This is a genomic window from Herbaspirillum sp. 3R11 (assembly GCF_004563925.1).
Classification (GTDB): domain Bacteria; phylum Pseudomonadota; class Gammaproteobacteria; order Burkholderiales; family Burkholderiaceae_D; genus Herbaspirillum.
This window is the reverse complement of record NZ_SPNJ01000001.1, coordinates 1,146,395-1,172,101: the sequence shown is the minus strand read 5'-3', so window position 1 is coordinate 1,172,101 and position 25,707 is coordinate 1,146,395. Positions and strand designations below refer to the sequence as shown.

Annotated in this window: 24 protein-coding genes; 18 read left to right on the top strand and 6 right to left on the bottom strand. The window is 61.0% G+C overall.

The features are described 5' to 3' along the window. Window positions 1-55 precede the first annotated feature (55 nt). From E4P32_RS05560 to E4P32_RS05550, 3 genes are read right to left on the bottom strand one after another with little or no spacing between them, the layout of a single operon-like run. Window positions 56-1,567: an ATP-binding protein gene (locus E4P32_RS05560; RefSeq protein ID WP_116432879.1), complete on the bottom strand. Its 1,512-nt coding sequence runs from the start codon at window positions 1,565-1,567 to the stop codon at window positions 56-58. A gap of 2 nt (window positions 1,568-1,569) precedes the next feature. Then, window positions 1,570-2,283: a response regulator transcription factor gene (locus tag E4P32_RS05555; protein WP_116432880.1), complete on the bottom strand. Its 714-nt coding sequence runs from the start codon at window positions 2,281-2,283 to the stop codon at window positions 1,570-1,572. An 11-nt stretch (window positions 2,284-2,294) separates the two neighbouring features. Continuing rightward, window positions 2,295-3,599 (bottom strand): ABC transporter substrate-binding protein, encoded by a 1,305-nt coding sequence (locus E4P32_RS05550; RefSeq protein WP_233526556.1) that lies wholly within the window; start codon window positions 3,597-3,599, stop codon window positions 2,295-2,297. A 445-nt stretch (window positions 3,600-4,044) separates the two neighbouring features. Between E4P32_RS05550 and E4P32_RS05545 the strand changes: the two genes are divergently transcribed. From E4P32_RS05545 to E4P32_RS05495, 10 genes are all read left to right on the top strand, one after another. Continuing rightward, the gene (locus E4P32_RS05545) at window positions 4,045-5,316 is read left to right on the top strand and encodes an ABC transporter substrate-binding protein (RefSeq protein WP_116432881.1); all 1,272 of its coding nucleotides are present in this window, start codon (window positions 4,045-4,047) and stop codon (window positions 5,314-5,316) included. 237 nt (window positions 5,317-5,553) lie between these two features. Continuing rightward, window positions 5,554-6,468 (top strand): sugar ABC transporter permease, encoded by a 915-nt coding sequence (locus E4P32_RS05540; protein WP_116432882.1) that lies wholly within the window; start codon window positions 5,554-5,556, stop codon window positions 6,466-6,468. 9 nt (window positions 6,469-6,477) lie between these two features. Beyond that, window positions 6,478-7,395, top strand: a complete 918-nt coding sequence (locus E4P32_RS05535; RefSeq protein ID WP_116432883.1) for a carbohydrate ABC transporter permease — start codon at window positions 6,478-6,480, stop codon at window positions 7,393-7,395. Window positions 7,396-7,415: 20 nt separating this feature from the next. Continuing rightward, a complete protein-coding gene (gene ugpC, locus E4P32_RS05530) occupies window positions 7,416-8,540 on the top strand; it encodes a sn-glycerol-3-phosphate ABC transporter ATP-binding protein UgpC (protein WP_116432884.1) in 1,125 nt (374 codons plus the stop codon). 7 nt (window positions 8,541-8,547) lie between these two features. Next, window positions 8,548-9,492: a BadF/BadG/BcrA/BcrD ATPase family protein gene (locus E4P32_RS05525; RefSeq protein ID WP_116432885.1), complete on the top strand. Its 945-nt coding sequence runs from the start codon at window positions 8,548-8,550 to the stop codon at window positions 9,490-9,492. A gap of 17 nt (window positions 9,493-9,509) precedes the next feature. Then, window positions 9,510-10,664 carry an N-acetylglucosamine-6-phosphate deacetylase gene (gene nagA / locus E4P32_RS05520; protein WP_116432886.1) on the top strand — a complete coding sequence of 385 codons (1,155 nt, stop codon included), beginning with the start codon at window positions 9,510-9,512 and terminating at the stop codon, window positions 10,662-10,664. Then, a complete protein-coding gene (locus E4P32_RS05515) occupies window positions 10,657-11,667 on the top strand; it encodes an SIS domain-containing protein (RefSeq protein WP_116433891.1) in 1,011 nt (336 codons plus the stop codon). Before nagA ends, E4P32_RS05515 begins: the two co-directional genes overlap by 8 nt. Window positions 11,668-11,971: 304 nt before the next feature. Then, window positions 11,972-13,261, top strand: a complete 1,290-nt coding sequence (locus E4P32_RS05510) for an MFS transporter (protein WP_116432887.1) — start codon at window positions 11,972-11,974, stop codon at window positions 13,259-13,261. Window positions 13,262-13,419: 158 nt separating this feature from the next. Beyond that, window positions 13,420-13,674 (top strand): hypothetical protein, encoded by a 255-nt coding sequence (locus E4P32_RS05500; protein WP_199525572.1) that lies wholly within the window; start codon window positions 13,420-13,422, stop codon window positions 13,672-13,674. A 161-nt stretch (window positions 13,675-13,835) separates the two neighbouring features. Then, the gene (locus tag E4P32_RS05495; protein ID WP_116432888.1) at window positions 13,836-14,438 is read left to right on the top strand and encodes a hypothetical protein; all 603 of its coding nucleotides are present in this window, start codon (window positions 13,836-13,838) and stop codon (window positions 14,436-14,438) included. A 43-nt stretch (window positions 14,439-14,481) separates the two neighbouring features. On the opposite strand, the gene E4P32_RS05490 is transcribed toward E4P32_RS05495, so the two are convergent. Continuing rightward, on the bottom strand, window positions 14,482-15,513 hold the full coding sequence (locus E4P32_RS05490; protein WP_233526557.1) for a hypothetical protein: 1,032 nt from the start codon (window positions 15,511-15,513) through the stop codon (window positions 14,482-14,484). Window positions 15,514-15,783: 270 nt separating this feature from the next. Here E4P32_RS05490 and E4P32_RS05485 point away from each other — a divergent pair, with 270 nt between their 5' ends. Further along, window positions 15,784-16,200, top strand: coding sequence for a hypothetical protein (locus E4P32_RS05485; protein WP_116432890.1), 417 nt, complete (start codon window positions 15,784-15,786; stop codon window positions 16,198-16,200). Window positions 16,201-16,300: 100 nt separating this feature from the next. Then, complete coding sequence (locus tag E4P32_RS05480) at window positions 16,301-16,999, top strand: hypothetical protein (protein WP_116432891.1); 699 nt, start codon at window positions 16,301-16,303, stop codon at window positions 16,997-16,999. 91 nt (window positions 17,000-17,090) lie between these two features. Here E4P32_RS05480 and E4P32_RS05475 read toward each other — a convergent pair whose 3' ends face one another. Further along, entirely contained in the window at window positions 17,091-17,996 is a 906-nt protein-coding gene (locus tag E4P32_RS05475; protein ID WP_116432892.1) for a glycerophosphodiester phosphodiesterase family protein, read from the bottom strand. Window positions 17,997-18,016: 20 nt separating this feature from the next. After that, window positions 18,017-19,222 carry a porin gene (locus E4P32_RS05470; RefSeq protein ID WP_116432893.1) on the bottom strand — a complete coding sequence of 402 codons (1,206 nt, stop codon included), beginning with the start codon at window positions 19,220-19,222 and terminating at the stop codon, window positions 18,017-18,019. 194 nt (window positions 19,223-19,416) lie between these two features. Here E4P32_RS05470 and E4P32_RS05465 point away from each other — a divergent pair, with 194 nt between their 5' ends. From E4P32_RS05465 to E4P32_RS05440, 6 genes are all read left to right on the top strand, one after another. Next, window positions 19,417-20,319 carry a DeoR/GlpR family DNA-binding transcription regulator gene (locus E4P32_RS05465; protein WP_233526558.1) on the top strand — a complete coding sequence of 301 codons (903 nt, stop codon included), beginning with the start codon at window positions 19,417-19,419 and terminating at the stop codon, window positions 20,317-20,319. A gap of 17 nt (window positions 20,320-20,336) precedes the next feature. Beyond that, the gene (locus E4P32_RS05460) at window positions 20,337-21,467 is read left to right on the top strand and encodes an ABC transporter ATP-binding protein (protein WP_233526559.1); all 1,131 of its coding nucleotides are present in this window, start codon (window positions 20,337-20,339) and stop codon (window positions 21,465-21,467) included. Between the two features lie 76 nt (window positions 21,468-21,543). Continuing rightward, window positions 21,544-22,818 carry an ABC transporter substrate-binding protein gene (locus E4P32_RS05455; protein ID WP_116432895.1) on the top strand — a complete coding sequence of 425 codons (1,275 nt, stop codon included), beginning with the start codon at window positions 21,544-21,546 and terminating at the stop codon, window positions 22,816-22,818. A gap of 89 nt (window positions 22,819-22,907) precedes the next feature. Next, a complete protein-coding gene (locus E4P32_RS05450; RefSeq protein WP_116432896.1) occupies window positions 22,908-23,819 on the top strand; it encodes a sugar ABC transporter permease in 912 nt (303 codons plus the stop codon). Then, a complete protein-coding gene (locus E4P32_RS05445) occupies window positions 23,816-24,691 on the top strand; it encodes a carbohydrate ABC transporter permease (RefSeq protein WP_116432897.1) in 876 nt (291 codons plus the stop codon). The genes E4P32_RS05450 and E4P32_RS05445 overlap by 4 nt, the downstream gene beginning before the upstream one ends. Window positions 24,692-24,719: 28 nt before the next feature. Further along, window positions 24,720-25,508, top strand: a complete 789-nt coding sequence (locus E4P32_RS05440; RefSeq protein ID WP_116432898.1) for a phosphodiesterase — start codon at window positions 24,720-24,722, stop codon at window positions 25,506-25,508. The last annotated feature ends 199 nt before the right edge of the window (window positions 25,509-25,707 follow it).

Below are 25,707 nucleotides of genomic sequence, written 5' to 3'. Positions count from 1 at the left end.
TTTGCGAGGAACGCCAATTTGCGTCCCTTTTTCGACTGCGCCCGCACACCCAAGTTCAGCGCGCCGGCAGGATGATGGTCGCGATCAAGCCGCCCTGCGGGTGGTTGCGCAGCAGCAGTTCACCACCATGCGCCTGCACGATATTGCGGGCGATTCCCAGTCCCAGCCCCATGCCGCCGCTGTTGGCGCTGCGCCCGTGCTCGAGCCGGACATACGGCTGGAACAGGCTGCCCATGGCGTCTTCGGGGACGCCCGGGCCGTGGTCGCGGATCTCGATTTCGACCATGTCGCCTTCCAGCGCCTGCGACTGGCGGATGGCGATTTCGACTTTTTCGCCGTAGTGCAGCGCGTTGTCGAACAGATTGCCGATGGCGCGTTTCAGGGCCAGCGGCTTGGCCATGACGTTGACGCCGGACGGCTCGAACGCCACTTCGTGCCCGGCCATGCTGGCGTCGCGGATCATGCGCGCCACCAGCGCATCAAGCCGGACTTCGGTGCGGTTTTCGTGGATGTCGCTGTCTTTCACCGACTGCAGCGCGCCCTTGACCATCATGTCGAGCTCGTCGAGGTCGTCGTGGAACTCGGTGCGCATGTCGTCGTCGTCGAGCAGCTCGGTGCGCAGCTTGAGCCGTGTGATCGGCGTGCGCAGGTCGTGCGAGATCGACACGAACAAGCGCTCGCGGTCTTCCAGGTAACGCTTGATGCGTTCGCGCATGCCGCTGAAGGCGCGTGCCGTCTTGACGAATTCGCGGCTGCCGCTTTCCGGCAATTCCGGCACGGTCTCGCCTTTGCCGAAGGCTTCGGCGGCATCCGACAGCGCCGCCAGCGGCCGTGTGGTCCAGCGCACCACGAGAATCGTCAGCAGCAAGATCGCCGCCAGCGACAGCCCCTGCAAGACCACGCGGTCCAGCGACAAGGGATTGCTGCTGTCGAGGAAATACGGATTGGGCATCAGCGCCGCCAGGTACAGCCACTTGCCGGACTCGATCTGGGTCTGGATCACCAGCACCGGCGCCGGATTCGGCTTGATCAGCAGGATGTGCTGCACCCAGCTGTCGGGCAAGTCGCCGATCTTGAGCCCGTCGTCGGACACCGGCAAGTTGTCGGGCCAGGCAAAGCTCAGGTGGAATTCAGGCAAGAAGGCCAGGTCGGATTTCAGCGTTTCCGCCGCCGCTTCGGTGGCGATATCGGCCAGTGAATTGGGCGCAATCGGTGGAATCGACACCAGCGCGCTGTTGGCGTTGATGAAGAAGCGCGTACCGCCCATTTCGCGCAACTGCTGGATCATGATCGGCCGGTAATTGGCGGGCAGCGTCATGAAATAACGGATCGCGCCAGAGGCGCTGTGCGCCAGATGCTGCGCCGCCACCCGCGTCTCGGCCTCGGATTTGGTGCGCAGTTGCGCGGCCCAGATCAATCCGCCTGCCAGTTGCGTCACCAGCACGCCGAAAATCATCACCACCGACAGGCGTCCCAGCAACGAATTCGGCAGCACCCGGTCGAGCACGCGCGTGACCGCTGCTGAGGCGCGACTGCGCCATGCCAGGGTCGGCGGCAATCCCGACATGATCAGGCTGCTGCTGCCGTGACGTCAGCCGAGAACACATATCCCGCACCACGCACCGTCTTGATCAGGTGCGGCTGCTTGCCGTCATCGCTGAGACGCAGCCGCAGTTTGCTGATTTGCACATCAAGCGAACGATCCAGCGGCCCGGCGTCGCGGCCGCGGGTTTCTTCGCTGAGCACGTTGCGGTCCAGTACATCGCCGGGATGCTCGACGAAGTACTTCAGCAGCTGGTAATCCATCCCTGTCAGCGCCACCACCTGCCCTGCACTGTCGAGCAAGGTGCGCTCCACCGTGTCCAACGTGAAGCCGACGAAACGATAGAAACGCGGCGCGGCGGCGTTGTCGATACCGGTGCGGCGATGGATGGCCTTGATGCGCGCCAGCAGTTCGCGCGGGCTGTACGGCTTGGCGATGTAATCGTCCGCGCCCAGTTCGAGCCCGACCACGCGATCGGTTTCATCCGAACTGGCGGTGAGCATGATGATCGGCACATTCGATTTGCGCCGCACGATCTTGCACAGTGCGAAGCCGTCGGTATCCGGCAGCATGACATCAAGGATCACCAGCGAGAGCTCGTCAGCGTAGCGCTGGAATTCGGCAAGGAAGGCTTCGCCGTTATGCGCCAGGCGCACTTCGTACTGGTTCTTCTCCAGGTAGGTCTTGAGGAGCGTCCGGGTTTTCTGGTCGTCGTCGACGATGAGGATTTTGCGGGTCATTGCGGTGTTCTTTACTCCACTTTTCCGGTTCGCGAAAGCGCCCTGGCGATCGATGCAAGCCGTCGCTGCGCCTCGGCTTCGCTGATCTGGTCATCCACGAAGAAGCGCCGCAGCTCGGCCACGATGGCGTCCTTGGTGGTTTCGTCGGTGGCCATGCGATGTACAAGGCTGGGCGCCAGATAGGCAGAGCCCTTGCTGAACACGCGCCAGGAATTCTGCGAGCAGCTGTCCATCTTGCTGGTGTCCGGCGAACGCCAGACCGGGATGGCGCCCTTGAATTTATTGTAGTCGGATTGCACCGCCGGCGACATCGCAATCTGCGCCAGCACTTCCTGCGCCGGCTGGTGCGAGTAATCGTCCGCGAACATCGCCAGCGTGTCGATGCTGTACAGGTGATAGTCCGCCGTTCCCGGCACGGCAGCGCAGCCGAATTGCTGGTCGACGCTCAGGCCCCAGGCGTTGAAGTCGCCCTTGGCCCAGTCGCCCATGATGAACATGCCCGCCTCGCCGTCAGCCAGCTGGCGCGCCACTTCCGTCCACGGCCGTTCCTTCACCGGCAACTGCATGAGCTGCTTCAGTTCGCGCAGGCGTTTCAGCGCACGCAGCAAGCGTGCGTCGGCGAATGCGCGCGGACTGAGGTCGACAAACAATTGACGGTAATAGGCCGGGCCGCCTTCGGACAGCACCAGCGTTTCGAACAGCGTCGCCACCTGCCACGACTCGCTGCTCTGCGCCAGCGGTGCAATGCCGGCCTGCTTCAGTTTGGCAGCGACCTTGTCGAACTCATCCCAGCTGCGCGGCACGCTCAGTCCGAGCCGGTTGAACACGGCGACGTTGTAATAGAGATTGTTGATGCGATGGATGCCGAGCGGCGCCGCGACCACGTGGCCGTGATTGTTCAGCAGCGACCACACGGTCGGGAACAACAGCTTTTGCCAGTTGCCTTGGGCAGCGACGTTGTCCAGTTCAAGCAGCAGTCCCAGATCGGCCCATTCGCCGAAGATGACGCCGTTGAGTTGCGTGACTTCAGGCGCATGTCCGGCCAGCACCATGCTTTTCAGGACCTTGCCCGCGCCGATGCCGGCGCCACCGGGAATCGCAAAATCACGCCACTGGATATTCTGTTCCGCCAGCTTGTTGCTCAGCACGTCGACAGCCTTGCGCTCACCGGAAGAGGTCCACCAGTGCAGCACCTGCAGCGATGCCGGCGAGTTTGACGGACCAACTGGACCAGCGGCACGCGCAACTTGCGCAGCAAACAACAGCCACAACGACAGCAGCGCCGCCAACAAGCATGTTGCGGCGCGCAGTGTCATCTCCCGGTGTCTCGTCAATGCGGGCCTTGTCATTTTTATCATTCTGAGTTTTTTTGCCGTCTCCAAAGCGCGTGTGACTATAGCGTAAGTCCGCGCCCCAACGCGATAAGAACATTAATTGGATTCACGTTTTGTAAAGAAATGTAATGTTTTATTTAGTTTCCTGTTTTGGTGCGAAACCGCCTTACAGACGCGGCCGCAGCGCTGCGCTTGGGGCGACCGGGAACGGCGTGAATCCTCTGTAAATATATGTAATTCACTCGCACCAAGAATTCAATTATTTCCAATTTAAATCAATAACTTAGCGATTTATCTCCGGCGTAATCCCAAACGCTCGCATCACACATTCTCCGGTGCTACTGTCGCGCCGCTGGCTCTGCAATTGCGGATTTTTTCGGAAGCTCAGAGCGGCCTTCATCAATGTAAAAAAACCAGGAGACCTTTGATGCAAACCGTTAAAAAAGCCCTCGCCCTTGCCACCCTCAGCAGCGCAGTCCTGCTCGCGCTGGCCGGCGGCAACGCGCAAGCCGGCACCTTGACCATCGAAAGCTGGCGCGTCGACGACCTGGCGCTGTGGGAGAACGTCCTGATCCCGGCCTTCCAGAAGAAGAACCCCGGCGTCACCGTCAAGTTCTCGCCGACCGCACCGACCGAATACGACTCCACCCTGACCGCACGCCTGGCCGGCGGCACTGCCGGCGACCTGGTCGCCTGCCGTCCGTTCGACGTCTCGCTGTCGCTGTACAACAAGGGCCACCTGGAAAAGCTCGACGGCAAAGCCGGCATGGAATCCTTCCCGGCCTCCGCCAAGGTGGCATGGCAGACCGATGACGGCAAGGACACCTTCTGCATGCCGATCGCGTCGGTGATGCACGGCTTCCTGTACAACCAGAAGATCTTCAAGGAACTGAACCTGCAGCCGCCGAAGACCGAAGCCGAATTCCTCAAGCTGCTCGAGACCGTCAAGACCGGCGGCAAGTACACACCGCTGGTGCTGGGCACCGCCGATCAATGGGAAGCGCATCAGGTGCTGTTCACCGGCGTCGGCCCCAACTACTGGAAGGGCGAAGCCGGTCGCAAGGCGCTCATCGCCGGCAAGGCCAAGTTCACCGACCCGCAGTTCCTGAACGTCTGGGAATATGAAGCCAAGCTCGGCAAGTACCTGTCCAAGGGCGCGTCAGCGCAGACCTACGGCGACAGCCAGAACATGTTCGCACTGGGCCAGGGTGCAGTGTATGCCGCTGGTTCGTGGGACATCGCCTACTTCAACGCCAACGCCAGCAGCAAGCTGGAACTGGGTGTGTTCCCTCCTCCGGTGCCGAAGGCCGGCGACGCCTGCTACATCTCCGACCACAACGACATCGGCATGGGCGTGAACAAGAAATCCAAGAACAAGGAAGACGCCTACAAGTTCTTGGCATGGCTGGGTTCGCAGGAGTTCGCCGACATCTACACCAACAAGGTCACCGGCTTCTTCTCGCTGTCGAATCACCTGATCTCGGTCAAGGATCCGATCGCCAAGCAGATGATCGACTGGCGCAAGTCCTGCTCGTCTACCATCCGCGTGAACTCGCAGATCCTGAACCGTGGCACGCCGAGCATGGAAAACGAAATGTGGAACGTCAACGCGCAAGTCCTGAACGGCAAGATGACGCCAAAGGATGCCGCGACCAAGATCCAGACCGGCTTTGCGAAGTGGTACAAGCCACAGCAGTAACCTGCATACGATCTTACTGCGAGGCCATGATCCGGCATCGGGCGGTGCTCGGAATCCTCATGTACTGAAGTACATTCCAAGGGTTTCAACTGAGCTGCGCTCCGGCCGATACCGGCTGATGACCTCTCGCTACAGATCGTAAGCAGGTTACGACGCCTCAAACGTAGCGAGATCTAAACCGGTGCAGAGATGCTACTGCTCTGCGCCGGGTTTCACTTGTTCATATCAGGAGTTGCATTGAAAACAGCTCGTCCCTGGCACATCGTCGCTTTCCTGGCGCCGGCGGTCATCATCTATTCCATGTTCAGTGCGCTGCCGCTGCTCGACACGCTGCGCCTGGGCTTCTACACCAGCAACGACGCCGGCGTGCACAGCTTCGTCGGCCTCGACAACTACCGCACCATCCTGTTCGATTCGGACTGGTCGACGGCGTTCTGGAACGCCATGTGGAACAACGTCAAGTTCTTCTGCATCCACATGCTGCTGCAAAATCCGATCGGCCTGCTGCTGGCGACGCTGTTCAGCCTCAAGGGCCTGCGCGGCGCACGCACTTACCGCACCCTGATCTTCCTGCCGACGCTGTTGTCGGTGGTGATCATCGGCTTCATCTGGCAACTGATCATTTCGCCGCTGTGGGGCGTGGGCGAAAAACTCATGACGCTGGTCGGCCTGGGCGACTATTTCGCGCCCTTCCTCGGTCAGGAGTCCACCGCACTGTTCACGCTGTCGCTGATCTCGGTCTGGCAATACATCGGCATCCCGATGATGCTGATCTACGCCGCGCTGCTGGCGGTGCCGGAAGAAGTTCTGGAAGCCGCCCATGCGGAAGGCGCCAGCGCCCTGCGCATCTTCTGGCAAATCAAGCTGCCGCTGATCTGGCCGACGCTGGGGCTGGTCACGATCCTGACCTTCGTCGCCAACTTCAACGCCTTCGACCTGATCTATTCGGTCAAGGGTGCGCTGGCCGGACCGAACTATTCCAGCGACCTGCTGGGCACCTTCTTCTACCGCACCTTCTTCGGCTACCAGGCGCAGGTCGGCAGTCCGACCATGGGCGCGGCGGTGGCGACGCTGATGTTCCTGGTGATCCTGGCCGGCGTCGGCAGCTATTTTTATCTGGTGCAGCGCAAGCTGACCCGTTACGAGCTTTAAGGAATCGCGATGACTTCAGTTTCTTCCACCATCGCACCGGTGACGCCTGAGAATCGCGACAAAGTCCGCACCGCCCGCGGCCCGTCGCTGATCCAGCGCAGTTTCGGTCCGGCCGGCCACATCTGGGTGCACATCGTGCTGTGCCTGTATGCCGTGATCGCGCTGTTCCCGATTGCGCTGATCCTGATCAATTCGGTCAAGTCGCGCCAAGCGATTTTCGACAATCCAATGGCCTTGCCGACGGTCGACAGCTTCTCGCTGATCGGCTTCCACAAGGTGCTGTCGAACACCAACTTCCTGCTCTACTTCGGCAACAGCCTGGTGGTGACGATAGGCTCGCTGGTGCTGATCGTGCTGTTCGGCGCCATGGCCGGCTGGGCGCTGTCTGAATACAAATTCCGCGGCAACCGCCTCATGACGCTGTTCATGGCGATCGGCATCATGATCCCGATCCGGCTCGGCACCGTGTCCATCCTTCAGCTGGTGGTGGCGCTCGATCTGATCAACACCCGCACCGCGCTGATCCTGGTCTACACCGCGCAAGGCCTGCCGCTGGCGGTGATGATCCTGTCCGAATTCATCCGCCAGATCCCGACCGAGTTGAAGGATGCGGCGCGCTGCGACGGCGTCGGCGAGTTCAAGATTTTCTTCCAGATCATCCTGCCGCTGATCCGCCCCGCCATCGCCACGGTCGCGGTGTTCACCATGATCCCCGCGTGGAACGACCTGTGGTTCCCGCTGATCCTGGCGCCGGGCGACCAGACCAAGACCGTGACGCTGGGCGTGCAGCAATTCATCGGCCAGTACGCCACCGACTGGAATTCGGTGCTGGCGGCGCTGTCGATGGCGGTCATCCCGATCCTGATCCTGTACACGCTGTTCTCGCGACAGCTGATCCGCGGCCTGACTTCCGGCGCAGTGAAGTAACCCTCTACCAGGTAAAAATCATGGCAAACGTAAGCATCAAAGACTTGAAGAAATCCTACGACGGCAAGCAGAACGTGCTGGCCGGCCTCAACCTCGACATCCGCGACGGCGAGTTCTGCGTGCTGGTCGGCCCCTCCGGCTGCGGCAAGTCGACCCTGCTGCGCATGCTGTGCGGCCTCGAAGACATCAGCGGCGGCGAGCTTGCCATCGGCGGCGACATTGTCAATCACCTGCCGCCGGCCAAGCGCGGCATCGCGATGGTGTTTCAAAGCTATGCGCTGTACCCGCACATGAACGTGTACAAGAACATGGCTTTCGGCCTCAAGATCGCCGGCAGCAACAAGGCCGATATCGACGAGCGCATCCGCCACGCCGCCGGCATCCTCAAGATCGACCACCTGCTCGAACGCCTGCCGCGCGAACTGTCCGGCGGACAGCGCCAGCGCGTCGCCATCGGCCGCGCCATCGTGCGCAAGCCGCGCCTGTTCCTGTTCGACGAGCCGCTGTCCAACCTCGACGCCGCCCTGCGCGTGCAGACCCGGCTGGAGATCGCCAAGCTGCACAAGCAGCTGGCCGCCACCATCGTCTACGTTACCCATGATCAGGTCGAAGCGATGACCTTGGGCGACAAGATCGTGGTCATGCACGACGGTCACATCCAGCAAGCCGGCACGCCGCTGGAGCTGTACCAGCATCCGCAGAACCTGTTCGTGGCCGGCTTCATCGGCTCGCCGAAGATGAACTTCCTGCCCGGCCTGGTCACTGCCGTCGCAGAAGACGGCCTCGAAGTCGCGGTGACCGGCGGGCGCAAGGTGCGCGTCGACGTCGTGCCCGGCAACGCCAAGGTGGGCGAGAAGGTCACGCTCGGCCTGCGCGCCGAACACATTCATGAAAACACCGGCGGTTCCGAACAGTTCAGCGGCCAGGTGAATCTGGTGGAACATCTCGGTGAAGCCAACTTCATCTACATCACGCTGTCCGGTGGACAAGACATCGTGGTGCGCGGCGACGGCAACCGCAATGTCGACATCGGCGAAGAGATCGTCCTGTCCGCCAACAGCAACGCCTTCCATGTGTTCGACGCCGACGGCAACGCGTTGCGCCGCCTCAAGCCGGGCAACCTGGTGTCGTCGCGCCATCATTGAGACCGGCATGGAAACTTCCTGCGACTATCTGATCGGCGTGGACGGCGGCGGCACCAAGACCCTGGTGCGCATGGCGGACCTTAACGGCGCCGTGCTGGCCGAAACCATCGGTCCCGGCTCGGCCCTGCGCAACGGCGCACCGGCCGCCTGGAACGCCATCCTGACCACGCTGCAAACCGCCTTCGCGCATGCCGAGCTCGCCATGCCGCCCTTGTCGCGCATGGCGGCGGGCATGGGCGTGGCCGGGTACAACGTGGCGCAATGGGCGGCTGATTTCCGCGCGCAGGCGCCCGCCTTCGGCGCACTGGAGATCGCCAGCGACGCCACCACCACCCTGCTCGGCGCGCATCAAGGCAGGCCCGGCGCCATCATCGCGGTCGGCACCGGCACCATCGGTGTGGCCTTGTATCCGGACGGCAGCGAACACGTGGTCGACGGCTGGGGCTTTCCCTCCGGCGACGATGCCAGCGGCGCATGGATGGGCCTGCGCGCGATCAATCACGTCCAGCACGTGGTCGACGGCCGTGCGCCGCACGGCGCCTTGTCGACGGCGACGGTGGCGTTTTGTGAAACGGATCGCCCGATCACCAACCGCATCACCAACCCCGTCATCCATCCCGGACGCAGCGAGCGCGACGTTGTGCTTGACTGGCTGTCGCAAGCCGACCAAGCCGCGTTCGCCCGGCTCGCGCGCCTGGTCATCGCCCATGCAGGAGACGATGAAGCGGCACGCGCGATCCTGATCCAGGCGGCGGCAGAACTGGAACTGATGGCCGCCACGCTCGATCCCGACCGGCAATTACCGCTGGCGTTATGCGGCGGCCTGGCCGGTGCGCTGCACGATTATTTCTCGCCGGCGCTGCGGCAGCGCATCACGCCGGCGCTGGCCGATGCGGCCGACGGCGCCTTGCTGCTGGCGCGCCGCGCCTTGTCGTCAAGTCTGACTATTTGAAAAACGGAGCCAAGCCCATGTCCTCCCCATCATCGATCACCCAGGTCCGTGGCAACGTCCTCACGCCGCACGGCTGGATCGACGGCGCCATCAGTTTCGGCGACCTGATCTGCAACATCGACGGCACGCAGCTGGAGTTCGAGCCGGCCGACGGCACGCCGCACGCCAACAACGGCGACTACATCCTGCCCGGCTTCATCGACCTGCACGTGCACGGCGGCGGCGGCAAGGACGTCATGGAAGGCGGCGACGCCATTGACGTCATCGCGCGCCTGCATGCCCGCTACGGCACCACCAGTTTGCTTGCCACCACCATGACCGCGCCGCTGGACGAACTCGAAGTCGCGCTCAAGGCCATCGGCAGCGCCAGCCGCAGGCGCGAACCAGGCAGCGGCCGCGCGCGCATCCTCGGCGTGCATCTCGAAGGCCCGTACATCAATCCCGGCAAGCTGGGCGCACAACCCGACTTCGCCATCGAAGCGACGCTGGAACAGGTCGACTGGCTGGCCAGCTTCGCGCCGATCAAGCTGATCACCATCGCACCGGAAGTCGACGGCCACCTGGAGCTGGTGCGCATTCTGACCACCGGCGGCATGCTGGTGCAGATCGGCCACACCCTGGGTACTTACGAAGACGGCGTGGCGGCACTGAAGAACGGCGCCGCCGGCTTCACTCATTTGTTCAACGCCATGAGCGGCTTCCACCACCGCGAACCGGGCATGGCCGGCGCGGCGCTGGCGCACGCGGAATACGCCGAACTGATTCCTGACCTGCTGCACGTCCATCCTGGCGCCATCCGCGCCGCGCTGCGCGCCATCCCTCGCCTGTACTGCGTGACCGACTCCACCGCCGCCGCCGGCATGCCCGACGGCGACTACACGCTGGGCCGCCAGGTGGTGCATAAATGCGCCGGCGGCGTGCGCCTGGACGACGGTACCCTGGCCGGCAGCACGCTGACCATGGACCAGGCATTGCGCAACCTGATCGCCATGGGCCTGGATATTTCCGAAGCCTCGCTGCGCACTTCGACCTATCCGGCCGACTACCTCGGCGTCAAGGAACGCGGTCGCCTCAAGCCCGGCTGCTTTGCCGACATCCTGGTGTTCGATCGCCAGTTCAAATTAAAAGAAGTCTACGTAGAAGGAGAAAAGATTGACCTCGCTCATGCTTAAGGAGGCCCGCTCGGCCGGCAGTCACGTCGCCGAGCAGCTCGCCCGCGACCAGTCCCGCTATGCCGAACTGGGACGCTGGCTGCGCACCGCGCCGCCGTCGGGCATCGTCACGGTGGCGCGCGGCAGTTCCGACCACGCCGCCAACTATTGCGCCTACCTCACCATGGCGCGCCTGGGCCATATCGTGGCCTCGCTGCCGATGTCGCTGGTGACGCTCAACAAGGCGCCGCTGATTGCACGCGACGCGCTGGCGATCGCGATTTCGCAATCGGGCCAAAGTCCGGATGTGATCGAGCCGATCCGTTACTTCCGCGACGGCGGCGCCACTACCGTGGCCCTCGTCAACGACGCGGAGTCGCCATTGGCGCAGACCGCCGAATGGACGTTGCCATTGCACGCCGGCGCGGAACTCAGCGTGGCCGCAACCAAGAGTTTCATCGCCAGCCTGGTCGCCGGCGCGCTGTTCGCAGGTCACTGGCAAGACGACGCCGGCTTCCTGCACGCGCTGGAAAGCCTGCCCGAATCTCTGCAGCGCGCCGCTGACAGCGACTGGTCCAAGGCGGTCGAGATACTCGCGCCGGCCAAGAACATCATGGTGGTCGGGCGCGGCATCGGTTTTCCGCTGGCGCTGGAAGCCGCGCTCAAATTCAAGGAAACCTCCGCCATCCAGGCCGAAGCATTCAGCGGCGCCGAAATCAAGCACGGCCCGATGGCGCTCATCAACGAAGGCTATCCATTGTTGATGTTTGCCACCCGCGGCCCGACCCAGACCGGCATGCTGCAGCTCGCCGCCGAAATGCGCCAGCGCGGCGCCAAGGTCTTGCTGGCGGCGCCGGAAGATATCGCCGAACGCGACCTGACCTTGCCAACTGCCGTCACGCCCGACCTCGATCCCATCGTGGCGATCCAGGCGTTCTACGTCATGGCGGCACAACTCTCGGTGGCGCGCGGCATGGATCCGGACAAGCCGCGCCATTTGAGCAAGGTGACCAAGACCAGCTAAGCGTTCCTCCCTGTGACACCGGGTTCTACCACCTTGTTCTACCGGTGTTCTTCGCCGCCTGCGCCCGCAAGGGTCCAGGCGGTTTTCTTTTGTTGATGCAGCAACGCCGTCAGCACTTTGTCAGCATATTTGCTCTTGCCTGCAAAATAAACGAAAGTTGAAAGCTGTTAGAAAGCTATCCGCAAAACGATTGGGATAGACTCGCAGCGTCGATGAACAACAATAATTTCAGCGTCGATGCACTGCCCAGAAAAATCAATGAGTCCTGACCATTCAGGCATACACAGAGACAGAGAGACATGACATGACTTCTCCCACGATAGCTTCGTCCTCGAAATTCGCCACCGTCCTGCGCGTCACCAGCGGCAATTTCATGGAAATGTTCGACTTCTTCCTGTTCGGCTTCTACGCCAGCTACATCTCGAAAGCCTTCTTCCCCAGCGGCGATGAATTCGCCTCGCTGATGCTGACCTTCATGACCTTCGGCGCCGGCTTCCTGATGCGTCCGCTGGGCGCCATCATCCTCGGCGCCTACGTCGACCGCGTCGGTCGCCGCCAGGGCCTGATCGTCACGCTGGCGCTGATGGCGCTGGGCACCGTGCTGATCGCCTTCGTGCCGGGCTATGCCACCATCGGTTTGCTGGCCCCCGCGCTGGTGCTGATCGGCCGCCTGCTGCAAGGTTTCTCGGCCGGCGTCGAACTCGGCGGCGTGTCGGTCTACCTCGCTGAAATGGCGACGCCCGGCCGCAAGGGTTTCTATGTCAGCTGGCAGTCGGCAAGCCAGCAAGTCGCGATCATCGTCGCGGCAGCCATCGGCTACGGCCTGAACATCTGGCTCACCAAGGACCAGGTCGGCGACTGGGGCTGGCGCGTGCCGTTCTTCATCGGCTGCATGATCGTGCCGGTGCTGTTCGTGATCCGTCGCTCGCTGCAGGAGACCGAAGAATTCCTGGCGCGCAAACGCAAGCCGAACCTGAATGAAATCTTCCGCTCCATGGTGGAGAACTGGAAGCTCGTCATCGCCGGCATGATGCTGGTGTCGATGACTACGGTCTCGTTCTACCTGATCACCGTCTACACGCCGACCTTCGGCAAGAACGTGCTCAAGCTGAGCACCGAAAGTGCGCTGATCGTCACCTTCTGCGTCGGTATCTCCAACTTCATCTGGCTGCCGGTGATGGGCGCCCTGTCGGACCGCATCGGTCGTCGTCCGCTGTTGCTGGTGTTCACGGTGCTGACGATCCTGACCGCCTACCCGGCCATGACCTGGCTGGTCGGCGACGCCACCTTCGGCAAGATGCTGGTGGTGGAACTGTGGCTGTCCTTCCTCTACGCCAGCTACAACGGCGCAATGGTGGTGGCGCTGACCGAAGTGATGCCGGTAGACGTGCGTACAGCCGGCTTCTCTCTGGCATACAGCCTGGCCACCGCGGTCTTCGGCGGCTTCACCCCGGCCATCGCCACCGGCCTGATCGAAATCACCCACGACAAGGCCGCACCGGGCCTGTGGATGAGCTTCGCCGCCGTCTGCGGCCTGATCGCCACGCTGGTGCTGTATCGTAAAAAATCTCTCGCGGTGCCGCTGGCTGCCTGATTGATCTGCACGAAAAAAAGCGGGAAGCGGCTTGCGCCCTTCCCGTTTTTTTACGTCTGTATTCTGCTTCACGCGCCCGCGCCACTTGCGCATTGGCGACATTCTTCCCACCTACCCCGAGGATGTAGTTCAACAGCACTGACACGGTAATCCAATGCTTGTCGGGTGCTACGCCAAGGGTATGCACTTGTTGTCCGATTCGCTCCAGCACACTGTACGACGGCGCCGAACCTGCCAAGGCCATCGTCTCACATACCGATGACATCGAAGCCGGACTTCATCAATTTGAACAGGCGATGTTTGAACGAAGCGCCAAGGTTGCCACGGAGGGTGAAAAATTCTACGAACTGCTTGCGGGTGAGGATCCCGCACAGGGCATGATCAACATGTTTCAGGATGCGGCGACTTCGTGACCTTGCACGGCAAGCGCACCTCCTGCCTCTCATCTGAGATAACATCAATGCCGGCCTCCCGAAAGAGGTCCAACATTGGCTGGGTCGCAGAAAATCAAGCGAGGCAATCCCTGTTTTTTCAGTGACAATCCGAAATAAATACACAAAAAGGAAATCCTTTGATGCGCTGCCTGTCCCTGATGCTTCTTCTCGTCTTTTCCTGGGGCGTCGGCGCAACTACGCTTGAGCGCATGTCAGGCGAAAGTATCGATGCATTTCTCGTCCGCACGGCACCGCGAAATAGGCAGCCAGTTCAAAAGCCTGTCGTCACGGATGCCCTGGGCTTCTCTGCGCCTGTACTGCTTGTCGCCTACGCGGCAACATCCAACGATAGTCCGGATCCATCGCCGGGCGTCCAGCTTTTCCTGTTCGTTCCAAAACAATCCGATTCATATGAAAGAGTGCTGATTGACACCTATGAACCAGAGGGAGCCGACGCGAGTATCGAGTCCATATTTTTTTCAAGCATCGATAAGACATCGGACAAGAAGCTATTTGTCATCGTCTCGTGGGAGCAAAATCACGCGATTGTCAAAGGCACTTTGTATCAGACGTTCATCTATTCATTGACACCCAAGTCCGCCGACGCCAAACCGCAATATCTCCAGGCACTGAGTGACAAATTGAGCGGAGGTTGCGATTGCTGGCGTGCCGACGAACCGGCCAGCAAGGCCAGGTATAAAAATGCCGCCCAGGTCAGGGCCGGTTTGCTAAAAATAAAATGACCGGGTTCCGCAATCGGACTGCCGGTTCAGACCAAACCTCGGTTCAAACCTGCCACGCCCCGTCCCGATACACAAGCTCGTCATCCAGATAGACCGCCTCCGTCACCGCAAAGACGTCTATGTGATAACGCGCGGTCGTACGTCGGATATTGGGCTTGCTGTAGACGCCATGCTTGGCGCCGAGCGACAGGTGGATACCGCACATGCGTTCGTAGGTGCCGATATCGTCGACCATGCAGTCGCGTGAAAACGCACGGTTCATGCCGAAGCCCAGCTCACGCAGCCAGACCTCGCCTTCGTCGGCGCGAATCTTCTCCAGCACCTGATCGAAGTCCGGCGTGGAGTCGATCACCTCGGTTACACGGCCTTTGGTGATCACCAGCGTGATCGGTTGCTCGGGCCGGTTCACCCGGAAGGTGGTGTCGCCAAACACGAAAATGCGCACGCGTCCATTCACCGCCTCCAGGTCCTGTGATTCGGTGAATACTTCGCCGATGGGGAATTGCCCGCCGACGTTGTTCATCTCGCTGTAATCGCCGATGTTCAGCTTGGCCGCTTCGAACGGCGCCGCAAAGACCAGACGCTCGCCGCCGCTGTCGACCACCCCGCCCTGCGCACGATCAATGCGCGCCTTCAGCGCGTAGCCGACACCGCGGTAATACGCCGGGTCATACGCCAGCGAAGCGATGTAATAGTCGGCTTGCACGCCGGGCATGCGCGACAGATGGGGATGCTCGATGACCTTGAGCGAACGCTTGAACAACTCGACCCTTAACCGGAAAGCTTCCAGCCGGAAATTGGTGGATTGAATCAGTACTACCAGATCGTTGGGCTCCAATCGGGCAAAAGCGGCCAATACGTCGTCCGGCACGACCGCATCAAAATCGATGAATTGTGCCGTCGGCAGGCAACCCCGATAAGCCTCCGTCAAGGCGACGGCCAGATCGCAGCGCGTATCGGCCACCACTACGGCGGCACGCGGCGGCGCATGTTCTATCGCCATGCTGAGGATGTCGTGCAGATGTTTTTGCGCGAGATCGACTGCTTCCCTCGTGATCGTGCCGAGGGATGGCATGGCTGGCTCTTGGCTCTCTATGGGTTGCATCGTCAATGTGTCGCGGGGGAATATCGTTCTAAAAGCCGGTCAGGGCGTGACTTTGTCAGAGCCCTCCATTTCCGGCGAGACCTGCATTTTAATCGACATTGGATGGCGTCTCTCCGGCTGAGGCTGTAATCATCCGATACGAATTTCCAATGTCATTGTTTATAATCACGCACATGAAAATAAATACATGAATTCACACTTCCAGTCATGAAGTGAATTAATGCACAACAAGGAACAGCGATGCTGAGAATTGAATATGAGACTCCCGTCGAATCACTGTGCGATTGCTGTAAAAATACAAGCGTCAAGTTAACCAGGTTCGTGTATCGGGACGAGATAGCATTCGCGATCTACTACGCGAATTTCACCATCGGACACGACAAAAAATACCTTAGCGGCATCGTCGGATTGGGCAATTGGGGGGATGCGGCCAGCCCCGAAGACAGAGTTGCTTTTGCGTTCAGGATCTGGATCGAAGGCGACAACTTCCAGGTTGGCCTTGTTGATGCAACGGAATCCCCATGGAAGAATTCTTCTCTATTGGGAAGAATATTAGATCGCAAAGAAGCATTGACCCATGAATGGGTAGGAGAGGTATTCCACCTGACGGATCACATGGTCACTGAGGATCAGGAAATCGTAAAGTACTTCGGATAGCTGGAATTGATAAATAAAAGCCCGTCGTACCGCCTCCGGCTTCTAACCGTTTCCACGCGCATCCCCCTATAAACTTGCATGACAACATTCAATTCCGACAATGAGCATTGAAGCCTCCGCATTCTTCGGCACGAAAACAGACAACTTGGAAGCGCGATTCATCCAGGCATTCGCTGATCTCGGATTTGATGTGCAATTGCATCCTGGGCATACCTTGACAGAGTCCTGCGCAACTGGATGCCTTTACTTGAACGTCATCAGGACGCCCCCGCATTTTCTGCGTCTGGAGCCTGAGCTTCCGCTGCTGATCGTATTTGGATATGACGTCCACAAGAGGAAGAAAAAAGAGGCTCGCGACATGCACTGGCCCCCGAGAGGAGTGAAAAGCTATAGCTATGAAGCCGGCTCCCGAACGGCGGCAGGAAGGAGCGACGCTGCGGGCGCTATGCAAATCGTCTCCATGGCAATATTGGCAAAAGAAACCGGCGGATATTTTTACATCGACGGCGAGAATACGGCATGTACCGGGGATCTCGCGCTTCAACAAGCCAATCGGGAACTGGAGCACTTTGACCGAAGATATTTTGACGCCGACGTTCATCGATTTGAGTCATGGCCGCCGCTCGCGAACATCAGTTCATTTCGATGGCCGCAAACGATTGAGCCTCCGAAGGCGCCCACTCCCGCTCCCGCCGTTCAAAAGCGCAGAATCATGTTCAGATACAAATTTTCATGGTTTCATGTTCCGGGGATTGTGCTGCTTACCTATTTTCTGGTGGTGACACTGCTATATTCCTGAAAATTGAACAAGGATTCCGATCGTTGACATCCAGCCCCAAAAAAAGCCCGCGTAAGCGGGCTTTTTCTTTCACTGACTGCTCAACTACAAATTACTTAACAGTATCCCGCAGCGCCTTCATCTTCACCGGCGAATCCGTCATCACCACATCCACGCCCAATTTCTGCGCACTGCGATAAGCCGCCGCCGAGTCAACGCCGAACACCATCACGTGCGTGTCCGGATTGCTGCGGAAGCATTTCATCGCCGCCGGCGTCCACCAGTGTGCGATCACTTCGGAGACGCCCTCGCCCAAGGTGAATTTCTCCACCACCGCGACCTTGCGCTCCAGTTCGATGCCCGACCAGGTGCCGGCCGCAGGCGGCGCATCGCAAGCGCCGCCGTTCAAGGCGATGCGCGCCAGCCGATCACGGGTGGCGTCGCGCGATTCGAACACCTGTGCCTTCGGCTGCTGCGCCATCAATGCGATCACGTTGGCGTCGGTGGAATAGAAACGCACGCGCTTCCATGCGCCCTCTTCATCGATCACCTTGGCGACCGCATTGACCAGCGTTTCCGCTGGCACCTGCTTCATGTCGATGACGACAGGCGTGGATGCCGGCACGGCACGTAATGCTTCGCGCAGCGTCGGCACTTGCACCGGTTGCCGGCGATACGGATAGCTCTTGTTGCCGGCGGCATCGGTCACTGCATACATATGGCCGGCATTGAGCGCGGTCAGCTGCGCCGCGGTGAGCGTGTTGACCACGCCCTTGCCGTCGGTCAGCGTCGCCACGTCGGCCGGACGATACAGCACCGGCACGCCGTCGCTGGAGACCTGCACCGTCATCCAGAGGATGTCGGCGCCGTGCTTCAGCGAATTCTGCAAAGTCGGGATGGTGTTTTCGGGACCGTCGCCGGTGCCGCCGCGATGCGCGGCGATCAGCGGATCGGCGCCGGCCGTCAGCACCATGCCCAGCAATGCGGCGGCCACGGCGAGCTTGATTGAAGTTGTCATGCGCACTCTCCTTCAGGCGATCAGAACTTGTGGCGGATGCCGGCAGTCAGCACGTTTTGCGTGTTGCTGCCGCCCGGCGCCACATACAGGCCTGGGTTGAACATGTCCGACGAACGGATGTTGGCGTAGAACAGATACAGATCGGTGCGCTTGGACAGGAAGTAGTCCACACCCAATGAAACCTGCGTCGCCTTGCCGTCGCTGGCGCCGACGAACTTCGAACGCGTGGTCACGAAATTGGCCAGCAGTTGCGTGGTCGCGGTGACGTTGTAATTGACGCCGAAGTCGATCAGGTCGACCTTGCTGTTGTTGACGCCGCCAAACGTGAACGCCGCGCCGGCCGCTCCGGTGAATCCGGTCATTGCCGCACCGGACGCCACCGCCAGCGGTTGCTTGACCTGCGAATACGAACCGTACAGGCGTACGTCGCCGAGCTTGTACGAACCGCCGATCAGGAAGGTCTTCAGTGATGTGCTGGCAATGCTGCCGGTGACGGCGCCCGGTGCGATGCCGGAGTCGCTGGAACCGGTGAAGGTATTGGCGGCCGTCAGCTTGTTCTGGAAATACGCGGCGCCGAACGACAACGGACCGTTGTTATAGCTGCCGCCGATGCCGAACGACTGGCCGGCGCCGGTCGAGCCGGCCTGTTCGCCGAAGCCATATAACGCGCTCAGAGTCACGCCGCCCAGGACAGGCGAGTTGTAGCGGATCGAGTTGTTGACGCGCGAGCCCTGTGTGCGATCGAGATTCAACGCGTGGATGTTGTTGACCAGGCTGCCGAAATCGAGCGCGCCGTTGTACGGGGCCAGATCATCGATGTAGTCCTTCTGGCGACCCAGGTAGACCGTACCCAGCCCACCCGACAAACCGACGATGGCGGTGCGGCCGAAGAACAGGCCGCCCTGCGCCAGCGCGCCGGTGTCGGCGTTGAAGCCGTTTTCCAGCGTGAACAGCGCCTTCAGTCCGCCGCCGAGATCTTCCACACCTTTGAAACCAAGGCGCGAACCCTGCGCCACGGCAGTATCCATGCTCAGGCGCGAGCCGGTGCCGGTCGGATTGCCCGGCGTGGCGTTGGCGACCTTGTCGGTATAGGTCAGGCTGGGATTGATGATCCCGTAGATGGTGACGCCCGATGAGGCGTTGGTCGTTTGCGCTTGTGCAGCAGCGGCGAAAGAGAGGCCGGCGAAACACAGCGGGAGCGACATGGCGAGAGCAGTTTTTTTCATGAATGGTTTTCAGAAAAGTTGAATGAGGGTGGAGCCGGATTGCGGAGCGAACTATGCCCTCGATATATGACATCGCCATGACGTTGTGACGATATGAAAGCCGATTCACGTTCATATGAACGTCACGATCCGGTAACAATCGGCCGATAACATTCATCACGTTTTCAAATGAACCAGTGAATGGATAAGTGAACATGTCGGCAACGCCTGCAGTTACTCCCTCCCTCAAGCCCGTCCTCAAGCCGGCCTCGTTGCGTCACAACGAGATCATTGCGCTGTTCCGTCAACACGGCTTCCTCACGATGGAAGCGCTGGCCGAGCATTTCGCCGTCACCACGCAGACCATCCGGCGCGACATCAATGCGCTGTGCGACGCCGATATCCTGCGACGCCGACACGGCGGCGCCGAGCTGATCCTGTCGGCGCGCAACCAGCCGTATGACATGCGCCGCATCAACAATCTCGAACAGAAAGCCGAGATCGGCGCCGCCGTCGCCGCGCTGATCCCGAACTCCTGCAGCGTGCTGATCGGCATCGGCACCACGCCCGAGCAGGTTGCGCTGGCACTGGCCAAACACGATCACCTCACCGTCATCACCAACAACCTGCGCGCAGCGTTGGCGCTGTCGACCAACCAGAACAACCAGGTCATCGTGCCGGGCGGCACACTGCGCTTTCCCAATCCGGAAATCCTCGGCAACGACGCCGACAAACTGTTCCGCAACTTCCGCGCAGATTTCGGCATTTACGGTGTCGGCGGCGTTGACACCGACGGCACGCTGCTTGATTTCGATCGTATGGAATCGAGCTCGCGCCAGGCCTTGCGCGAGAGCTGCCGCACCCAGATCCTGGTCACCGACAACTCCAAATTCGGTCGCCAGGCGCCGGTGCGCGGAGGCCATCTGTCAGACCCCGACATCCTGGTCACGGACAGTCCCCTGAACCCGGCGCTGGCCGCCATGCTGGCCGGCAATACCCGCGTCGTCGTGACCTCGCAGCCGGACTACAGCACCGACACGGACCACCAATCGACTACCTCCGCGGCCACCGGCAATTCCGTCATGGCCGCCATTGCGTCCATTGCAGCAGGCAAATGAACATGCAGGACACCAACATGAATACAGACGTCGCCATCCGCCTTACCGGCATCAGCAAATCCTGGGGCGCGCATCAGGTCATCAAGTCGCTCGACCTGGAGTTCGGTCGCGGCCAATTGGTCGCCCTGCTCGGCCCGTCCGGCTGCGGCAAGTCGACCTTGCTGCGCTTGCTGGCGGGACTGGAAACACCGGACAGCGGCCGCGTCGAAATCGACGGCAAGGATGTCACCGGTGCAGCGCCGTCGGCGCGCGGATTGTCGATGGTGTTCCAGTCGTACGCACTGTTTCCGCATCTGAACATCGCCGAGAACATCTGCTTCGGCATGCAGGTGCGCGGCGTGCATGCGGCCGAACGTCGCCAGCGTCTGCAGGACGCCCTGGCGCTGACCAATTTGCAGGGACTCGAACAACGCAAGCCGGCCCAGCTGTCGGGCGGCCAGCGTCAGCGCGTGGCGCTGGCGCGCGCCATCGTCGCCGGTCATTCGATCTGCCTGATGGATGAGCCCTTGTCCAATCTCGACGCCAAGCTGCGTCATTCGGTCCGTCATGAAATCCGCGCGCTGCAGCAGCGGCTCGGCATGACCGTGGTGTACGTCACCCACGACCAGACCGAGGCGATGGGCATGGCCGACAAGATCGTGTTGATGAACGGCGGCAGCATCGTGCAGAGCGGCACACCGGCGGAGTTGTATGAAACGCCCGCCACGGCGTTCTCGGCAAGCTTCATCGGCAGCCCGCCGATGATGCTGATGGAGGCCGAAAAATTGCCTCCGGCCTTGCGGGCCGGCATCGCGCCGATCGGCGGCGACGTGAAGACCCTGATCGGTGTGCGTCCGGAGCATTTCCATATCGTCGCGCCGTCGTCGACCGAGTTGTTCGGCACCGTCACCGGCGTCGAATTCCAGGGCGCGGAATCCTACATCTACCTCGACCTGCCGGGCGGCGACGACATCATCGTGCGCAGTCCGGAAAAGAGCCGGCTCAAGCTCGGCGACCGCGTCGGCCTAGGCTGGAATCCTGCCGACGCGCACGTGTTCGCCGCCGACGACGGTCGTCGTTTGCAGCCTTTGGCTCGCTACGATAACGCTAACGATAAAGACATCGACGCCGATGACCGTGTCGCGCCGAAGCTGGCCGCAGTGCTCTGAGCGCTTTCAACGCATCCGGACTTACCCACCTTTTTCACCTGCACTTTCAATACGACCACCTCAAAAAGGAACAACCATGCTGAGTAAACTCATCAAAAAAACAGCGTTGGCGGCACTCTTCGCCAGCGCACTGACAGCATCGTCGATGGCCTGTGCCGCGACCGAACTGACCATGTACTATCCGATCGCCGTCGGCGGCCCGCTGACCGACGTGATCGACGGCATGATCAACGACTTCCAGAAGTCCAATCCGGACATCAAGGTCAAGGCGGTCTACTCCGGCAACTACGACGAGACCCGCGTGCGTGCGCTGTCAGCAATCAAGGGTGGCCAGCCTGCACAGTTGTCGGTGCTGGGTGCACTCGACACTTACGATCTCATTGACCAGAACCTGATCGAGCCCTTCGACAAGGTCGCCACCAGCGCCGAAGACAAGGCCTGGCTGCAAAGTTTCTATCCCGGCCTGATGGCCAACGGCACCATCGGCGGTCATGTCTGGGGCATTCCGTTCCAGCGTTCGACCATCGTCATGTTCTACAACAAGGACATGTTCCGCGCCGCCGGCCTGAATCCGGATGCGCCGCCGAAGACCTGGAAGGAAATGCTGGCCGCGGCCACCAAGCTGACAGCCAAGGACAAGTTCGGCCTGATGATTCCGTCGACCGGTTATCCGTACTGGATGTTCCAGGCGTTCGCGATCCAGAACGGCGTGTCGCTGATGAACAAGGAAGGCACGCAGGTCTACTTCAATACGCCGGCTGCCGTCGAGGCGCTGGAATTCTGGCGTTCGCTGGCCGCCACGCACAAGGTCAGCCCGGCCGGCGCGATTGAATGGGGCACGCTGCGCCAGGCCTTCGTACAAGGCCAGACCGCCATGATGTGGCACACCACCGGCAACCTGACTGCAGTGAAGAAAGAAGCCAAGTTCGATTTCGGCGTCGCCATGCTGCCGGCCAACAAGCAACCGGGTTCGCCGGTCGGCGGCGGCAACTTCTACCTGTTCAAGGGTTCATCGCCTGCTCAGCAAGCTGCCTCGGTCACCTTCGTGCGTTGGATGACCGCGCCGGAACGCGCTGCGCAATGGTCGATCGCAACCGGTTATGTCGGCACCAGCCCGGCTTCGTACAACACCCCTGCACTGCGTGATTACGCCAAGACCTTCCCGCAAGCATTGGTGGCGCGTGACCAACTGGCGGTAGCGATTCCGGAGTTCTCGACCGAGCAGACCGCCCGCGTGCGTGAAGCGCTGTCGAACGCAGTACAAGCTGCGTTGACCGGCACCAAGACCTCCAAGCAGGCGTTGGATGAAGCACAGGCGACTGCCGAGCGTTTGCTGAAGCCTTACCGCTAATCCGCGTTCCTCTGTAAAAACTGTACCGCTGTCGTCCAGGCCTTCGCCGGGACGACAGCAACAAGACCCGATCACCGGACACGATTCTGATGAACCAAGCAACACACCTGGCGCCGGTAAATCCTTCCGAACGCCGCCTGCACAACCTGTTCGGCTGGGGCCTGCTGACGCCATCGCTGATCCTGCTGACCTTGTTCGCCTTCTATCCGATGCTGGCGACGCTGTGGAGCAGCTTCCATTCGCGCGGCACCGCGCGCCGTCCCAGCGTGTTCAACGGCATCGACAATTATCGCGACCTGCTGAGCGATCCGACCTTCTGGCAAGTCGCCGGAAACAACCTGCTGTACGCGGGCGTGACCGTCCCCGTTTCCATCGCACTGGCGCTGGGCATGGCGCTGTGGGCCAACGCCCGCATCGGCGGCCGCGGCCTGGTGCGCACCGCTTTCTTCACGCCGACCATGCTGCCGATGATCGCTGCGGCCAATTTGTGGCTGTTCTTCTATACGCCCGGTCTCGGCCTGCTCGATCACATCACCGCGTTATTCGGCATCGGCCCCACCAACTGGCTGGGCCAGCCGGGCACTGCGCTATGGTCGGTCATGGCCGTGACGATCTGGAAGGAATCCGGCTTCTTCATGATTTTTTACTTGGCCGCATTGCAGGCGATCCCGCCCGACCTGCGCGAAGCCGCACGCATCGAGGGCGCAGGCCGCTGGGCCTACACGCGCCGTATCGTGCTGCCGTTGCTGATGCCGACCACGCTGTTCGTGCTGATCAATGCGCTGATCAATTCGGTGCGCCTGATCGACCATCTGTTCATCCTGACCAAGGGTGGACCGGACAATGCCTCCAAGCTGATCCTGTACTGGATCTGGGAAATGGCCTTCGCCTATCTCGACCAGGCCGGCGCCGCCGTGATGACCGTGCTCGTGCTCGCCGCGCTGGGCCTGATCGCTGCGCTGCAATTCATGTTCTTTGACCGTCGCATCCACTACCGATGAACACTCTCGCCATTTCCTCGCCGGCGGCATCCGCTCCTGCCGCCGCAACTGCATCTGTCTCGCATGATCGCTTCTGGAACATCATTGACACCCTCGGCGCCTGGCTGCTGGCGCTGCTGTGGATCGCGCCGCTGCTGTTTGCGCTGTGGGCCGCCTTCCACACCTCCCACGCCGCGCTGGCGTTCGACTGGCGTGCGCCGCTGGTGCTGCAGAATTTCCGTGATGCCTGGCAATCGGCGCCGTGGCTGCGCTACTTCCTCAACACCTTCGTGCTGGTCAGCCTGATCCTGGCCGGCCAGTTCACGCTGTGCACGCTGGCCGGCTTCGCCTTCGCGCGCTTCCAGTTCAGCGGCAAGAACATCGTGTTCGTGCTGGTGCTGTTGCAGTTGTTCGTGTTGCCGGAAATCCTTATCGTCGAGAACTATGCGATGGTCACCCGCCTCGGCCTGTTCGATACGCCGTTCGGCATGGCGGTGCCTTACATGGCCAGCGCCTTCGGCATCTTCCTTCTGCGCCAGGCTTTCATGCAGATTCCGCGCGAGCTGGAAGAAGCGGCGCGCATCGAAGGTTGCGGCTGGTTCGGCGTGCTGTGGCGCGTGTATGTACCGGCGGCCAAGCCGGTCTACCTGGCCTATGCGCTGGTGTCGGTGGCGACGCACTGGAACAATTTCCTGTGGCCGCTGATCGTGACCAACTCGCCGGCCACGCGGCCGCTGACGGTCGGTCTGTCTCTGTTCGGCGCACCCGAAAGCGGCGTCAACATCTCCATCATCAGCGCCGCCACGCTGGTCGCGATTGCGCCGCTGATGATCGGCTTCCTGGTATTCCAGCGCCAGTTCATCCAGGCCTTCCTGCGGGCAGGCATCCGTTAAATTTCTCTCAACACCAACAACACATCTGATGAAAGTCATACAAATCACCGACATCCACCTGGTGCCGGATGGGAACCTCTTGTTCGGCGAAGATTCGGTCACGCGTTTCCGCCACTGCATCGCCCATGTCAACGAACACCACCCTGACGCCGACCTGTGCGTCATCACCGGCGACCTCACCCACGACGGCGACGAAGCCTCGTATCGCATCCTGGCCGAGTGCCTCAAGGAACTGAAGCTGCCGGTGCGCCTGCTGCTCGGCAATCACGATGAACGGCCGGTGTTCCGCGACGTCTTCCCCGCCATGCCGGTCGATGAACACGGCTTCATCCAGGGCGTGCACGACGCCGGCGACACGCGCCTGGTGTTCCTCGACACAAAGGAGGCCGGCACCCACGAAGGCCGCCTGTGCGCCGACCGTCTGGCCTGGCTGGACCGCATGCTGGCCGAAGCCGGCGAACGTGCTGTGTACCTGTTCTCGCATCACCCGCCGTTCGAACTCGACCTGCCGTCGATGGACTGGATCCGCCTGCGTGAAGAAGCCGACCTGCGCGCGCTGGTAAAGAAGCACGGCAACGTGCGCTACATGTTTTCCGGCCACGTGCATCGCCCGTCGGGCGGCACCTGGTACGGCACGCCGTTCGCCACCGTGCCCGGCACCAACCATCAGCACGCGCTCGACTTCGCGCTGACCGGCCCGGCCACGACCTCGATGGAACCGCCCGCCTACGCCGTGCTGAGCCTGCGCGATGCAGGCGTGGTGGTGCACTATCACGCGTTCATGGACAAGTCGCAGCAGTTTCCGTATTACGGCTGAGTCGGCGTCAACGCAACGAAAAATGGGGAGACGCAACATGCGCTCCCCATTTTTTGTCTTGAGCCACCACAGAAACATATGCAAAGTATGCATTTGCACTGACGGAAAATAATTCGTAAATTTGCAAATAAACGCATTTATCGAATGCATTCGATATGCACAACATGGTTGCTCTCTTAGCATGATCGTCAGATTTTTC

Bases quoted from the DNA above. Each gene is read 5' to 3' on its own strand.
- ugpC (WP_116432884.1), top strand. From the start codon at position 7,416: ATGGCAAACGTAAGCATCAAAGACTTGAAGAAATCCTACGACGGCAAG.
- E4P32_RS05550 (WP_233526556.1), bottom strand. From the start codon at position 3,599: ATGACACTGCGCGCCGCAACATGCTTGTTGGCGGCGCTGCTGTCGTTG.
- E4P32_RS05490 (WP_233526557.1), bottom strand. From the start codon at position 15,513: ATGCCATCCCTCGGCACGATCACGAGGGAAGCAGTCGATCTCGCGCAA.
- E4P32_RS05525 (WP_116432885.1), top strand. From the start codon at position 8,548: ATGGAAACTTCCTGCGACTATCTGATCGGCGTGGACGGCGGCGGCACC.
- E4P32_RS05545 (WP_116432881.1), top strand. From the start codon at position 4,045: ATGCAAACCGTTAAAAAAGCCCTCGCCCTTGCCACCCTCAGCAGCGCA.
- E4P32_RS05465 (WP_233526558.1), top strand. From the start codon at position 19,417: ATGTCGGCAACGCCTGCAGTTACTCCCTCCCTCAAGCCCGTCCTCAAG.
- E4P32_RS05475 (WP_116432892.1), bottom strand. From the start codon at position 17,996: ATGACAACTTCAATCAAGCTCGCCGTGGCCGCCGCATTGCTGGGCATG.
- E4P32_RS05470 (WP_116432893.1), bottom strand. From the start codon at position 19,222: ATGAAAAAAACTGCTCTCGCCATGTCGCTCCCGCTGTGTTTCGCCGGC.
- E4P32_RS05450 (WP_116432896.1), top strand. From the start codon at position 22,908: ATGAACCAAGCAACACACCTGGCGCCGGTAAATCCTTCCGAACGCCGC.
- E4P32_RS05560 (WP_116432879.1), bottom strand. From the start codon at position 1,567: ATGTCGGGATTGCCGCCGACCCTGGCATGGCGCAGTCGCGCCTCAGCA.
- E4P32_RS05555 (WP_116432880.1), bottom strand. From the start codon at position 2,283: ATGACCCGCAAAATCCTCATCGTCGACGACGACCAGAAAACCCGGACG.
- E4P32_RS05455 (WP_116432895.1), top strand. From the start codon at position 21,544: ATGCTGAGTAAACTCATCAAAAAAACAGCGTTGGCGGCACTCTTCGCC.
- E4P32_RS05460 (WP_233526559.1), top strand. From the start codon at position 20,337: ATGAATACAGACGTCGCCATCCGCCTTACCGGCATCAGCAAATCCTGG.
- E4P32_RS05440 (WP_116432898.1), top strand. From the start codon at position 24,720: ATGAAAGTCATACAAATCACCGACATCCACCTGGTGCCGGATGGGAAC.
- E4P32_RS05480 (WP_116432891.1), top strand. From the start codon at position 16,301: ATGAGCATTGAAGCCTCCGCATTCTTCGGCACGAAAACAGACAACTTG.
- E4P32_RS05535 (WP_116432883.1), top strand. From the start codon at position 6,478: ATGACTTCAGTTTCTTCCACCATCGCACCGGTGACGCCTGAGAATCGC.
- E4P32_RS05485 (WP_116432890.1), top strand. From the start codon at position 15,784: ATGCTGAGAATTGAATATGAGACTCCCGTCGAATCACTGTGCGATTGC.
- E4P32_RS05495 (WP_116432888.1), top strand. From the start codon at position 13,836: ATGCGCTGCCTGTCCCTGATGCTTCTTCTCGTCTTTTCCTGGGGCGTC.
- E4P32_RS05445 (WP_116432897.1), top strand. From the start codon at position 23,816: ATGAACACTCTCGCCATTTCCTCGCCGGCGGCATCCGCTCCTGCCGCC.
- nagA (WP_116432886.1), top strand. From the start codon at position 9,510: ATGTCCTCCCCATCATCGATCACCCAGGTCCGTGGCAACGTCCTCACG.
- E4P32_RS05510 (WP_116432887.1), top strand. From the start codon at position 11,972: ATGACTTCTCCCACGATAGCTTCGTCCTCGAAATTCGCCACCGTCCTG.
- E4P32_RS05515 (WP_116433891.1), top strand. From the start codon at position 10,657: ATGCTTAAGGAGGCCCGCTCGGCCGGCAGTCACGTCGCCGAGCAGCTC.